General features: G+C 70.2%; 13 protein-coding genes. 10 read left to right on the top strand and 3 right to left on the bottom strand.

What is annotated here, in order from left to right:
- Window positions 1–37: 37 nt before the first annotated feature.
- Window positions 38–736, top strand: a complete 699-nt coding sequence (locus DPM12_RS05820) for a DedA family protein (protein ID WP_112257336.1) — start codon at window positions 38–40, stop codon at window positions 734–736.
- Here the strand turns inward: DPM12_RS05820 and DPM12_RS05815 are convergent.
- Together DPM12_RS05815 and DPM12_RS05810 are read right to left on the bottom strand one after the other, a co-directional pair.
- Complete coding sequence (locus tag DPM12_RS05815) at window positions 720–2,138, bottom strand: metallopeptidase TldD-related protein (RefSeq protein WP_112257335.1); 1,419 nt, start codon at window positions 2,136–2,138, stop codon at window positions 720–722. The genes DPM12_RS05820 and DPM12_RS05815 overlap by 17 nt on opposite strands.
- The gene (locus tag DPM12_RS05810; RefSeq protein WP_112257334.1) at window positions 2,135–3,661 is read right to left on the bottom strand and encodes a TldD/PmbA family protein; all 1,527 of its coding nucleotides are present in this window, start codon (window positions 3,659–3,661) and stop codon (window positions 2,135–2,137) included. Before DPM12_RS05810 ends, DPM12_RS05815 begins: the two co-directional genes overlap by 4 nt.
- A gap of 40 nt (window positions 3,662–3,701) precedes the next feature.
- On the opposite strand from DPM12_RS05810, the gene aroC reads away from it, so the two are divergent.
- From aroC to aroQ, 4 genes are all read left to right on the top strand, one after another.
- The gene (gene aroC, locus DPM12_RS05805) at window positions 3,702–4,898 is read left to right on the top strand and encodes a chorismate synthase (RefSeq protein WP_112257501.1); all 1,197 of its coding nucleotides are present in this window, start codon (window positions 3,702–3,704) and stop codon (window positions 4,896–4,898) included.
- Window positions 4,898–5,401 (top strand): shikimate kinase, encoded by a 504-nt coding sequence (locus DPM12_RS05800; RefSeq protein WP_211658503.1) that lies wholly within the window; start codon window positions 4,898–4,900, stop codon window positions 5,399–5,401. The genes aroC and DPM12_RS05800 overlap by 1 nt, the downstream gene beginning before the upstream one ends.
- The gene (aroB, locus tag DPM12_RS05795; RefSeq protein ID WP_112257332.1) at window positions 5,385–6,485 is read left to right on the top strand and encodes a 3-dehydroquinate synthase; all 1,101 of its coding nucleotides are present in this window, start codon (window positions 5,385–5,387) and stop codon (window positions 6,483–6,485) included. Before DPM12_RS05800 ends, aroB begins: the two co-directional genes overlap by 17 nt.
- A gap of 71 nt (window positions 6,486–6,556) precedes the next feature.
- Complete coding sequence (aroQ, locus tag DPM12_RS05790) at window positions 6,557–6,988, top strand: type II 3-dehydroquinate dehydratase (RefSeq protein WP_112257331.1); 432 nt, start codon at window positions 6,557–6,559, stop codon at window positions 6,986–6,988.
- On the opposite strand, the gene DPM12_RS05785 is transcribed toward aroQ, so the two are convergent.
- Complete coding sequence (locus tag DPM12_RS05785; RefSeq protein ID WP_112257330.1) at window positions 6,952–7,233, bottom strand: DUF2277 domain-containing protein; 282 nt, start codon at window positions 7,231–7,233, stop codon at window positions 6,952–6,954. The genes aroQ and DPM12_RS05785 overlap by 37 nt on opposite strands.
- A gap of 22 nt (window positions 7,234–7,255) precedes the next feature.
- On the opposite strand from DPM12_RS05785, the gene DPM12_RS05780 reads away from it, so the two are divergent.
- The 5 genes from DPM12_RS05780 to DPM12_RS05760 all read left to right on the top strand — a co-directional run bounded on the left by DPM12_RS05780 (window position 7,256) and on the right by DPM12_RS05760 (window position 12,681).
- Window positions 7,256–8,083 carry a sugar phosphate isomerase/epimerase family protein gene (locus DPM12_RS05780; protein WP_112257329.1) on the top strand — a complete coding sequence of 276 codons (828 nt, stop codon included), beginning with the start codon at window positions 7,256–7,258 and terminating at the stop codon, window positions 8,081–8,083.
- A gap of 69 nt (window positions 8,084–8,152) precedes the next feature.
- On the top strand, window positions 8,153–9,652 hold the full coding sequence (locus tag DPM12_RS05775) for a M81 family metallopeptidase (RefSeq protein WP_112257328.1): 1,500 nt from the start codon (window positions 8,153–8,155) through the stop codon (window positions 9,650–9,652).
- Between the two features lie 88 nt (window positions 9,653–9,740).
- Entirely contained in the window at window positions 9,741–11,018 is a 1,278-nt protein-coding gene (locus tag DPM12_RS05770; protein ID WP_112257327.1) for an aspartate aminotransferase family protein, read from the top strand.
- Window positions 11,003–11,896 (top strand): SMP-30/gluconolactonase/LRE family protein, encoded by an 894-nt coding sequence (locus DPM12_RS05765; RefSeq protein ID WP_158542775.1) that lies wholly within the window; start codon window positions 11,003–11,005, stop codon window positions 11,894–11,896. The genes DPM12_RS05770 and DPM12_RS05765 overlap by 16 nt, the downstream gene beginning before the upstream one ends.
- Window positions 11,893–12,681: an SDR family NAD(P)-dependent oxidoreductase gene (locus DPM12_RS05760; RefSeq protein WP_112257325.1), complete on the top strand. Its 789-nt coding sequence runs from the start codon at window positions 11,893–11,895 to the stop codon at window positions 12,679–12,681. The genes DPM12_RS05765 and DPM12_RS05760 overlap by 4 nt, the downstream gene beginning before the upstream one ends.
- Window positions 12,682–12,703: the final 22 nt, after the last annotated feature.

The raw sequence follows: 12,703 nt of genomic DNA, 5'->3' as shown, positions 1-12,703 counted from the left end.
ATGCCAGAAGGGGAGCCGGTTTCACGGGAAGAGGACAATGTCGGAGGCTTTGGGGGAGTTCGGCGATGCGATCCTGGAGATCGCGCACAGTGCGATGTCCTCGCCGTGGATCTACGTGGTCATCCTGGTGTTCGCCGCGATCGATTCGGTCTTGCCGGTCATTCCGGCGGAGACACTGGTCATCACCGCGGGCGTGTTCGCCGCCAGTGGCGTTCCGTCGCTGGCGTTGGTGATCGTCTCCGCCTCCGCGGGCGCGTACCTGGGAGACCACATGGCATACGGCATCGGCCATGTCGCCGGCCGGCGGATCTACCATCGCTCGGAGGCGGATTCCAAGAGACGCGCCGCGTTTAGCTGGGCCCACCGACATTTGCAAGAACGTGGCGGGTTGATCCTGGTGGTCTGCCGGCAGATCCCGGGCGGGCGCACGGCAGTGACCCTCACGGCCGGCACGGTGAGCTATCCGTTGCGCAAGTTCTCGTTCTTCGAGATATTTGCGGCACTGTCCTGGGGGCTGTACGGGGCGCTGATCGGATACTTCGGCGGCTTGACCTTCGGCGAGGAGCCGCTGAAAGGACTGGCCCTGGGCTTCAGTATCGCGATCACGATCTCGGTGATCGTGGAGGTCACCCGGTTCTGGATCCAGCGTCGCCGCCGGAAGATGGCGGGGCCACCCGCTCTGGAGACAGGGAGCGGTGGCCCGCAGACATCATCGGAAACTACGACGCCTGGCTGACCGACGACATGTTGAAGTCCGGCACTCGCAGGGCCGGCATGGCGGTGCGGGGGAAGTAGTCGCCCCATTCCCGGCTGAACGCCGCCACCGTGGTGCTGGCGTGCGAGAACCGGTTGAGCAGGGCCACCGGGCTCTCGTTGAACCGGAAGTTGTTCACCGCCGCGGTCACCTCCCCGTTCTCCACGAGGTAGACACCGTCGCGGGTGAGCCCGGTCAGGAGCAGGGTCTGCGGGTCCACCTCGCGGATGTAGGACAGGCAGGTGAGCAGCAGGCCGCGCTCGACGCCGCTGACCAGCTCCTCCAGGCTGGAGCCCGCGCCGTCGACGTCCAGGCGGAGGTTGTCCACGGCGGGCGTCGTGGGAAGGCCGGTGAGCCCGGCGGAGTGGCGGGTCTGGATGAGCGAGGCGAGCTGGCCATCACGGATCCATTCCGTGCGCCCGAGCGGGAGGCCGTTGTCGAAGACGCTCTGCTCCGCCGACGACGCCCGGGCCAGGACGGCCGGGGCGCACTCCAGCCCGCCGGCGGCGGGATCGGACCACAGTGTCACCGGCTGCTCGCAGAGCCGTTCACCCACGCGCGTGCCCTGCCCGGGCCGGGCATACACGCTGTGTCCCTCGTGCGCGTTGCGGGCGCTCATCGTCCAGTAGGCATAGATCATCAGGTCGGCAACGGCCGTGGGCGGCAACACGGTGTCGTAGTGCCCGGCCGGAAGCTCCACCCGGCGGCTGGCCCACGCCAACCTGCGGTCCAGCTCCGCATCGAGCGCGGTGACGTCGATCTCGGACGTGTCGCGCTCGGCCTGGCCCACCCAGGCCGAGCGGGTCAGATCACGCGACTTGCCGGTGATGCTGATGTGGGCCGTGGGCTGCTCGTGGCGTAGCCGCAGCCCCGCCGAGTTGCCCAGATACGTGGTGTGCACCTCGTGATCCAGGAAGCCGTAGAGGATGCGCCGCTGGCGCTCCGACCGGTGAAACGCCTCGCCGAGCGCCGGGGCCAGCGTCGACAACGCAGCTGGCGAGGTGGCGCCGGCCTCCTCCGGCCAGTCCGCCGATACGCTATCGGCCACGAGTGGCTGGGCGTCCTCGGCCGGGCCGTTCTCCCGAGCGGCGTGCTCGGCGGCGCGGACCAGCTGTTCCAGGGTGTCAGCCGTGACCGCGGAACGCCCGACGACGCCGGCCGAGGTGCCGTGTGCCCCGTCGACGGTGGCGATGACGGTCACCTGCCGCTCCTGCGTGGTGCCATTGGTGGTGAGCGTGTTGTTGGCCCAGCGCAGATTGGCCCTGGACAGCTCGTCGACCAGGACGGTCAAGCCGTGACTGCCGCCCGTCGCGCTCGTGCCGGCCGTCGTCGACAGTTCGAGGCAGCGCTCGACGATCTCCTGAGGTGTGATCGGCCGGGTCATTCGCCGCCCTCCTGGGCCGTGTTGAGGATGGTGATGTCGCGGAACATGGCTGACGGGCACCCGTGCGAGACCGGCGCCACCTGGCCGGGTTGGCCCTTGCCACAGTTGAACGCGCCGTTCAGGGCGTAGGTCTGCGGGTTGCCGACGGCCTCCATGGAGCCCCAGAAATCCGTGGTGGTGGCCTGGTAGGCGACGTCGCGCACCTGCCCGGCCAGCTCGCCGCCGCGAATCCGGTAAACCCGCTGGCCGGTGAACTGGAAGTTGTACCGCTGCATGTCGATGGACCACGACTTGTCACCGACGATGTACAGGCCATCGTCCACGCGGGTGATGAGCTCGTCGGTGGACGGGCCGCCCGTCGCCGGCTGCAACGAGACGTTGGCCATCCGCTGGAGGGGAACGTGCCCCGGTGAGTCGGCGAAGGCGCAGCCATTGGATCGGCTGGTTCCCAAGACGTCCGACTTGGCCCGGGCCATGGTGCGGTCGAGCTGGTAGCCCACGAGGATGCCGTCGCGGATGATGTCCCACTGCTGGGTTTGCACGCCCTCGTCGTCGTACCCGATGGTGGCCAGCCCGTGGCGGGCGGTGCGGTCGCCGGTGACGTGCATGAGCGGGGTGCCGTAGCGGAGCTTGCCCAGCTTGTCCAGGGTGGCGAACGACGTCCCGGCGTAGTTGGCCTCGTAGCCCAGCGCGCGGTCGAGCTCGGTGGCGTGGCCGATCGACTCGTGAATGGTGAGCCACAGGTTGGACGGGTCGATGACGACGTCGTAGCGGCCGGCCTCGATCGGGGGTGCGGCGAGCTTCTCCGCCAGCAGCGGCCCGAGCTCGTCGAGCGCGGCGTCCCACGAGACGACGCCGTCGTCGCCGGTGACGTATTCCCAGCCCCGACCGGCGGCGGTGGCGAGCGTGCGCATCGTCTCGAATCGCCCGCTCTCCTGATCCACGGCGATGGCCTCCACCACGGGTGCCACCCGGACCCGCTGCTGGGTAGACACCGTGCCTGCCGTGTCGGCGTAGAACTTGCCCTCGAGGATCTGCTGCAGGTGTGCCTGGACGTGTTCGACGCCGGCCTGCTCCAGCACCCGGCGCGAGTAGGCGGACAGCAGCTCCACCTTCTCCGTGTCCGGCACGCTGAACGGGTCGACGTCGTAGGCCGAGACCCAGCTGACGTCGGGGTGTGCGGGCTCGTCGGCGATCTCGACCGATTCCGTGTTGAGCGGCCGGGAGATGCTCGCGAGCTCGACGGCGCGGTCCACGACCCGCACCGCTTCCTCGGTGCTGATCTCAACGCTGGCGGCGAACCCCCAGGTGCCCTCGTGCAGCACGCGCACGCCGAAGCCGACGTCCTCGCCGTCGTGGCTACCTTGCAGGGTGCCGTCGCGCAGCGCGAGATCTTGAGAACGGATGCGTTCGAGGCGGAAGTCGGCGTGTTGCACGCCGAGATCACGGGCTCGCTGGAGAGCGGCGTCGGCCAGCGAGCGCATCGGCAGGGCCAGGAAGGCCGGATCGATCTCATGTGCCACGGCGCGAGACTACCTCACGACCTATGGGATGATGTTCACCATGCTCAGATGGCTCACTGCGGGGGAGTCGCACGGTCCCGCACTGGTCGCGGTCCTCGAAGGATTGCCGGCCGACGTCGAGGTCACCACGGCCGACGTCGGCGCGGCTCTGGCCCGGCGCCGGCTCGGTTACGGCCGCGGTGCCCGGATGTCGTTCGAAGCCGACGAGGTCACCTTCGTCGGCGGCATCCGGCATGGCCGCAGCCTCGGCGGTCCGGTCGCCGTTCAGATCGGGAACACCGAATGGCCCAAGTGGCAGCAGGTGATGTCCGCCGACCCGGTGGACCCCGCCGAACTGGATGGCCTGGCCCGCAACGCCCCACTGACGCGGCCGCGTCCCGGGCACGCGGATCTCACGGGCATGCAGAAGTACGGCTTCGACGAGGCCCGGCCCGTGCTCGAACGGGCCAGTGCCCGCGAGACCGCCGCTCGCGTCGCACTCGGTGCCGTCGCCTCGGCGTTCTTGCGCCAGGCCTATGGCGTGCGGCTGGTCAGCCATACGGTCGAGCTGGGCAGCGTCGCGGTGCCGGCCGACGTGCCGCGGCCACACCCCGACGACGTCGACACCCTCGACGCCGATCCGCTGCGCTGCGTGCATCCCGAAACGAGTCAGGCGATGGTGGCCGAGGTCGACGACGCTCACAAGGCCGGTGACACGCTCGGCGGCGTCGTCGAGGTGGTGGTCACCGGCCTGCCTCCTGGCGTCGGCAGCTACGTGCACGGTGATCGCAAGCTCGACGCGCGGCTGGCCGGCGCGCTCATGAGCATCCAGGCGATCAAGGGTGTGGAGGTCGGCGACGGTTTCGAGCTCGCCCGCACCCGGGGTTCGGCGGCCCAAGACGAGATCACTCCGGCTGACGAGGGCGGCGTGCGGCGCACGTCCGGCCGTTCCGGCGGGATCGAGGGCGGCATGTCCACGGGCGAGCTGCTGCGGGTGCGCGCGGCGATGAAGCCGATCTCGACCGTGCCGCGCGCGCTGCGCACGGTCGACACCACGACGGGCGAGGAGGCACGCGCGCATCACCAGCGCTCCGACGTGTGCGCCGTGCCCGCTGCTGGCGTGGTGGCCGAGGCGATGGTCGCACTCGTCGTCGCCCAGACCGCGTTGGAGAAGTTCGGTGGGGATTCGGTGACCGAGACGTCCCGCAACATGCAGTCCTACCTCGAATCGATACCGGAAAGGCTGGCGGTGCGATGATGCCGCGGCTGATCCTGGTCGGCCCGCCCGGTGCGGGCAAGACGGCCGTCGGGCAGGCGGTCGCGCGGCTGCTGGACGTGCCGTGGCGCGACACCGACACCGACATCGAGGAACGGGCGGGCAAGCCGATCACGGATATCTTCGTGGAGGATGGGGAGCCGGCCTTTCGCGAGATGGAGCGCGCGGCGGTGCAGAAGGCCCTGGCCGAGCACGACGGCGTCCTCGCACTCGGTGGCGGCGCGGTCCGCAACCCCGACACGCGCGCCGATCTCGGCGCGGCTCCCGTCGTGTTCCTTGACGTCGATCTGCCGAACGCGGTGTCACGCGTGGGGTTGAACCGCAGCCGGCCGCTGCTGCTGGACAGCCCCCGGGCGCGGCTGCGCCAGCTGATGCAGGAGCGGCGCCCGTACTACGAGGAGGTGGCCTCGGTGACGATCGACACCAGCGAGCGCACCGTGGATGACGTCGCCGAGGAGGTGGCGCGACATGCCCGGTCCGGATGAGCCGTCGCGCGTCACGGTTCCCGGTGATGCTCCCTACGATGTCGTGATCGGCACCGATCTGCTGGGGGAGCTGGCCGCGCTGCTCGGCCGGGATGTGCAGCGAGTAGCGATCATTCACCCCGGCGCGCTGCGCACCAGCGCCGACGCGGTGCGCGATGACCTCGTCGAGCAGGGATACGAGGCGCATGCCGTCGAGGTGCCGGACGCCGAGGACGCGAAGACGGCCGATGTCGCCGCGTACTGCTGGGCGGTTCTGGGCCGTATCGGCATGACGCGCTCCGATGCGATCGTCGGCGTCGGTGGCGGCGCGAGCACTGACCTCGCCGGGTTCGTCGCGGCCACCTGGCTGCGCGGGGTGCGCTGGATCGCCGTCCCGACCACGGTGCTCGGCATGGTGGACGCGGCGATCGGCGGCAAGACGGGGATCAACACGGCCGAGGGCAAGAACCTGGTCGGCGCGTTCCACCCGCCGGCCGGCGTGCTGTGCGACCTCGCCACGCTCGGCTCGCTGCCGGCGAACGAGTACGTGGCCGGGCTCGCCGAGGTCGTCAAGGCGGGCTTCATCGCCGATCCCGCCATCCTGGATGTCATCGAGGCCGATCCGCAAGCGGCCGCCCGCCCGGACGGGCCGGTCGTGCGCGAGCTGGTCGAGCGCTCCGTGCGGGTGAAGGCCGACGTCGTCGGCAGCGACCTGCGCGAGTCCGGGCTGCGCGAGATCCTCAACTACGGCCACACGCTCGGGCACGCCATCGAGAAGGTGGAACGTTACCGGTGGCGCCACGGCGCCGCCGTGTCGGTCGGCCTGGCGTTCGCCGCGGAACTCGGCCGGGCGTCGGGCCGGCTCGACGACGCCACGGCCGACCGGCATCGGGCGGTGCTGGAGACGCTGGGCCTGCCGACGACGTACGATGCCGACGCGTGGCCGCAGCTGCTGGAGGCGATGCGGGTGGACAAGAAGAGCCGCGGGGACCAGCTGCGGCTCGTCGTGCTGGACGGCCTGGCCAAGCCGGGACGGCTGGAGGGACCGGATTCGCAGCTGCTGGCCGCGGCGTTCCGCGAGATCGCAACACGACCCACCCGATGATCATGAACACTAGTCGACCACATGGGACGTCTAGTGTTCATGATCATCGGGAGGGGGAGAGGAGGTGGTGGGTGCCGACCCGCGTCCTGGTGCTGAACGGCCCCAACCTGGCACGGCTCGGCTCCCGCGAGCCGGAAGTGTATGGCAGCACCTCGTACGAAACGCTGGCCGAACGGTGCCGGGCCATCGGCACGGAGCTGGGCTTCGACGTCGACGTGCGCCAGACCGATGACGAGGCGGAACTCGTGGGCTGGCTGCACGAGGCCACCGACGCCTCGCTCCCGGTGGTGCTCAACCCCGCGGCGTTCACGCACTACTCCTATGCCCTGCGGGACGCGTGCGCCCAGCTAACCGCGCCGCTGGTGGAGGTGCACATCTCCAATCCGGCTGCCCGCGAGGAGTTCCGGCACACCAGCGTGGTCGCCGGCGTCGCCACCGGCACCATCGCCGGGTTCGGCCTGGCTTCCTACGAGCTGGCCCTGCGGGCGCTGTCGGCCAGGTAGCGAGCGCGTGCCTTGGCGGCCTCGGCGTCGCGGTCCCGCGGCGGTGCCTTCGTCACCAGCGAGTCAAGCAGGCGCTGACTCGCCTCGGTGATCTCGGCGACGGCCTGGTCGAAGGCCTCCTGGTTGGCGCGCGACGGCTTGCGCGTTCCGGACAGTTTCCGCACGTACTGCAGTGCGGCGTCACCGACCTCCTCCGGTGTGGCTGGGGGAGCGAGGTTGTGGAGTGGTTTGATGTTGCGGCACATGAGTCGAGCGTAAGGGAGTGCGATGCCAGCCCGAAATGCAGCGCAAGAAGACGGGGCACCGATCCGGCCGGGATTGTGCTCGATCACGCTCCGGCAGCTGCCGGTCGAGGAGGTCCTGGCGGTGGCCGCCGAGGCCGGGCTGCACGGCGTGGAATGGGGATCCGACGTCCACGCGCCGGCCGGTGACGAGGCCGAAGCGCGACGGGTGGCACGGCTCACGGCCGCGGCCGGTCTCGTCGTGACGTCGCTCGGCAGCTACTACCGTGCTGGTACGAGCACCGCGGAGGAGTTCGAGGACGTGCTGCGCACGGCGCGGGCGCTGGAAGCGCCGCGCATCCGGATCTGGGCCGGCTCGGTCGGTTCGGCCGAGGCCGGCACGGAGGAGCGGCGTGCCGTCGCGGAGGCGACGCGCCATGCCGCCGATCGGGCTGCCGACGAGGGCATCGAGCTGGGATTCGAGTACCACGCGGGGACGTTGACCGACGACATCGATTCGACGCTCGCGCTGCTCGCGGACGTGGATCGGGCGAACGTGACGAGCTACTGGCAGCCACCGAACGGCATGCCGGCCGAGGATGCGCTGGCGACCTTGCGCCGGCTGGGCGATCAGGTGCGGGCGGTCCACGTCTTCTCGTGGTGGCCGGATACGCAGCGGTTGCCGCTGGCCGAGCGAAGCTCGCTGTGGCGCGAGGCGTTCGCGTACCTGGCCGGCGCCGGGAGCGGCACGGCGGCCGGGAGCGGCGAGACGATCGATGCGCTGATGGAGTTCGTTCCCGACGACGATCCGGCCAACGTCGTTCGGGACGCCGCCGTGCTGCACGAACTGATTCCACACCTCCCACCTGACTGATACGCTCATACCGTTTGATGAAACTCTCCGCCTGGCGCGGTGGGTCGGATCAGGTGAGGTGTGAGTGTCATGGCAACTGCCGGCCGGATGCGCCTGGCGGCCGTCGGCTTCGGACATGAGGCCAATTCCTTCGCCCCGGTACCCGCGACTCTCCAGGCGTGGCAACACGCCGGCATCTTGGAGGGCGCGGCCATCCGGGAGCGTTACGCCAGCTCGGAGTCGATCCTGGCCGGGTTCTTCGGCTACGAGGCCGAGGACCCCGGGGTCGAGCTGGTGCCGCTGCTGTTCAGCTGGATCACGCCCACCGGCGTGAGCACCCGGGAAGCATACGAGCATCTCGCCGGCCGGATGGTGGCCGCCCTGCGCGAGGCGGGACCGTGGGACGGGGTGCTGATGCCGCAGCACGGCGCGGCTGTCGCCGAGCACCATCTCGACGCCGACGGCGAGACCATCCGGCGGGTCCGGGACGTTGTCGGCGGGCGCGTCCCGATCGGCGTCACGCTCGATCTGCACGCCAACGTCTCGGATGCCATGGTCTCGCATGCCGATGTCATCACGGTGTTCCAGACGAATCCCCACGTCGACGCCCGCGAGCAAGGGCTGGCCTGTGCGCGGCTGCTCGGCCGGCAGATCCGGGGTGAGATCGAGCCGGTGATGGCGCTGGCCGACGTGCCGCTGGCGATCAACATCCTGCGGCAAGGGACCAGCGACGAGCCCATGGCCTCGCTGTTGCGGCAGGCCCGCGAGGAGGAGCGCCGGCCGGGGGTGCTGTCGGTGAGCGTGGTGGAGGGCTTCCCGTACGCGGACGTGCCGGAGATGGGCATGTCGGTGCTCGCCGTCACCGACGGGGACGACGCCCTGGCCGGCGATGTGGCGTACCGGATCGCCGACGCGGCCTGGCAGCGGCGCGCGGAGTTCGCCGGCGACGCTCACGGTATCGACGACGCCCTGCGCGAGGCGGACGCGGCCGCCCGCGGGCCGGTGGTGCTGCTGGACATGGGGGACAACGTCGGCGGCGGGAGCCCCGGGGATTCCACACACGTGTTGCACGCGGCCCGCCAGCTGGGCATCCGCGGCGTGGCGGCGTGCCTTTTCGATCCACGAGCCGCGCGCGAGGCCGCGGCCGCGGGTCCGGGCGCCCGGGTGGAGCTGGAGGTCGGTGGCCGGGTGGACGACCGGCACGGCGCGCCACTGCCGGTGGCCGGTGAGGTCGTCGCGGTCACCGACGGGAAGTTCGAGGATCCCACGCCCACGCATGGCGGGGCACGGTTCTTCGACCTGGGCACGTCCGCAGGCATCCGGACCGACGACGGCTTGGCGCTCGCCGTCCATTCCCGTCCGGAGGGCACCCGGAGCCAGGAACAGTTCCGGACGCTCGGGATCGAACCCCGGCACGAGCGGATCATCGTGGCGAAGGGCGTGCACTCGCCACGGGCGGCGTTCGAGCCGCTCGCGACCCGCCTGATCTGGGTGGCCACGCCGGGCGCCACGAGTGCGGACTTGTCGAATTTCACCTACCGGTACCGGCGGCGGCCCATGTTTCCCTTCGAGCCGGCGAGCTTTCGTTGACGTTATGTGCGCCGATGCCCCATCATAGGAGTAGTTAAAGAAAGATATATTTCGTACAATAAAACATAGTTCAGGCGGGAAGGTGCTGATGTCGTTGCTGACACGGACGCGCTCGGCCGAGCTGGCCGAACGGGCACGCGAGATCACGCCGGGTGGCGTGCACTCGAACGTGCGGCTCGCGGGACCCTCGGTGTTCTTCGAACGGGGCGAGGGCGCCTGGCTGTACGACGAAGACGGCAACGACTACATCGACTACCTTCTGGGTCAAGGTCCGATCTTTCTCGGGCACGCCCCGCGTCAGGTGACGGACGCGGTGGCACGGGAGATGCGGCGTGGTTCGGTGTTCGCGGGCCAACACACGCTGGAAAATCGCGCTGGCGAGCTCTTCCTGGAGTCCGTGGATTGGGCCGAGAAGGTCCGCTTCGGTGTCACGGGAACCGAAACGGACCAGGCGGCGCTGCGCCTGGCGCGGGCTGCGACGGGGCGCACCAGATTCGTCCGTTTTGCCGGGACGTATCACGGCTGGCTGGACAACGTCCTGATCACGACGGTCGATGGTGTCCCGCGCCCGGCCAGCGCCGGCCAACTCTCCCGCCATCTCGACGACAGCTACGTCCTGCCCTACAACGACACGGCCGCGCTGGAGACGCTCCTGGACCAGGACGACGACATCGCGGCCGTCATCGTCGAGCCCGTGCTCTGCAACAGCGGGGCGATCCTGCCGGTCGAGGGCTATCTGCACCGCCTGCGGGAATTGTGTGACCAGCACGGCGTCGTGCTGATCTTCGACGAGGTCATCACGGGCTTCCGGCTTGCTCTCGGGGGAGCGGCCGAGTACTTCGGCGTCACTCCGGACCTCGCCGTTTACGGCAAGGCGATGGCCGGCGGGTGGCCCGTGTCGGCCCTGGCCGGCAGCGCGACGCTGATGGACCTGTTCGCCGACGGCGTCACCCATGCCGGAACGTTCAATTCGTCGGTTCCGGCATGTGCCGCTGTGGTCTCGACGCTCACGCTGTTGCGCGAGGATCCGCCGTATGGCCGGGTGCACGCGCACGGAACCAAGCTCATGGACAGTATCCGCGAGCTCGCCGTCCAGCACGATCTGCCGCTGCGCGTGCAAGGCTTGCCGGTCGCCTTTCACGTCTCGTTCGGCTCGCCCGGATCCATCCTGGACCACGCCGGGCTGGCCAGCTTCGACCTCGACCGGTACGCGGCGTTCAGCCACACCCTCGCCGACCACGGCATCTGGGTGGCCCCGCGAGGCATCTGGTACGTCTCGGCCGCGCACGGCGACGTCGAGCTCTCCGCGACGCTCGAACGGCTGGACGCGGCGCTGTCGGTGGAGGCGGCGTGCGGGCAACCCTGATCGACGAGCCGGACGGCCCGCGCACGGTGCTCGGCGAGAGCCCCCGGTGGGACGGCCGCATCTGGTGGTGGGTCGATGCGAGCGACGGCGTGTGGGCGCGCCAGCCCGGACGTTCCGCCACGGCCGTCTGGTCGCTGGGGGAACGCACGTCGCTCGTGCATCCCGAGGTCTCCGGCGGTGCCGTGGTGGCTCGTCAACAGGTGCTCTACGTGCTCCGCCGTCGGGGCCCCGGCATGCGGTTCACCGCCGTGCGCTGGTGTGATCTTGGCCTTGACGAGGGGTGGATGGTCAACGACGGCGTCGCCGACTCGTGGGGGCGGCTCTGGATCGGCTCGATCGCACCCGGCCAGGCACCCGGTGGCGGCGCGTTGCTGCGCGTGGAGCCGGATGGACGGATCGCGGCCGCGGTCGAAGGATTCACCATGTCGAACGGCATGGCCTGGGACGTCGCCGAGAAACACCTGCTGCACGTGGACACGCTCGAACGCACCGTCTGGTCCCATCGGGTGGACATGGCTTCGGGCACCGTTCTCGGCAGCGAACGGTTCCTGACGTTCTCCCCGGACGATGCCGTTCCGGACGGGCTCGCCACGGACATCGACGGCGGCGTGTGGGTGGCGATGTACGGCGCCGGCGAGATTCGCCGCTACGACGCGTCGGGTGTCTTCGACACGTCCGTGGAGGTGGACCCGCCCCAATCGACGAGCGTGGAGCTGGGCGGGCCGGACCGCAAAGAGCTTCTCATCACCACCGCGCGCGAGGGCTACAACGACGAACGCAGCGCGCGCGAGCCGTGGGCCGGCCGGCTCTATCACGCGCGCAGCGAGCACGCCGGCGTGGCCCGGCGGCCGGCCGTGGTCGAGATGGGGCTCATATGATCGCCGGGACGCGGCGCGGCGGCCGGTTGGACGGGCGAGTCGCGCTCGTCACGGGCGCCTCGCGAGGGATCGGCGCGGCCGTCGCACGAACGTACGCGAACGAGGGCGCCGCAGTCGCCGTGGCACACGAACCCGGCCCCGAGCCGAGCGAGCAGGCCGAGAAGCTCGTCGCGGAGATCGTCGCCGCGGGCGGGCAGGCGCTGGCCATCGGTGCCGATCTCGCCGATCCCGATGCCGTCGACGCCCTCGTGGCCTCCGCGCGGTCCGGACTCGGGCCGATCGACGTCGTCGTCAACAACGCCGCCGCGTCCGCGCGCGGGCCGTGGCACGAGCTCACCGTGGAGCAGTGGGACCACATCCACCGGGTGAACCTGCGCGGTTCCTGGCTCGTGGCCCGCGCCGCCTATCCCGATCTGCGGGCGAGCGAACACGCGTGCGTCATCAACGTCACCAGCATCATGGTCGCCACCGGCCAGGAGAACGCCGTGCACTACACCGCGAGCAAGGCGGGACTCATCGGGTTCACGCGCGCCATGGCGCGCGAGGCCGGGACGGACGGCATCCGGGTGAACGCCGTCATGCTGGGCGCCATCCGCACCGAGCACGAGACGGAGCTCTTCCCCGACGCCGACGCCGTGTTCGCCCGGGTGACCGCGGCGCAGTCGCTGAAACGACGCGGCTTCGCCGAGGATGTCGCCGGCACGTTTCTCTTTCTCGCCAGCGACGACAGTTCGTTCATGACCGGCCAGGTGCTCAACGTGGACGGCGGCTGGGCACACTGGTGACCGGTCGGGACGCTGCTATCCT

The sequence above is a fragment of the Phytoactinopolyspora halophila genome, assembly GCF_003287285.1.
In the GTDB taxonomy this organism is placed as follows: domain Bacteria; phylum Actinomycetota; class Actinomycetes; order Jiangellales; family Jiangellaceae; genus Phytoactinopolyspora_A; species Phytoactinopolyspora_A halophila.
The sequence above is the reverse complement of the archived record's forward strand: the minus strand, read 5'-3'. Positions and strand labels throughout refer to the sequence as shown.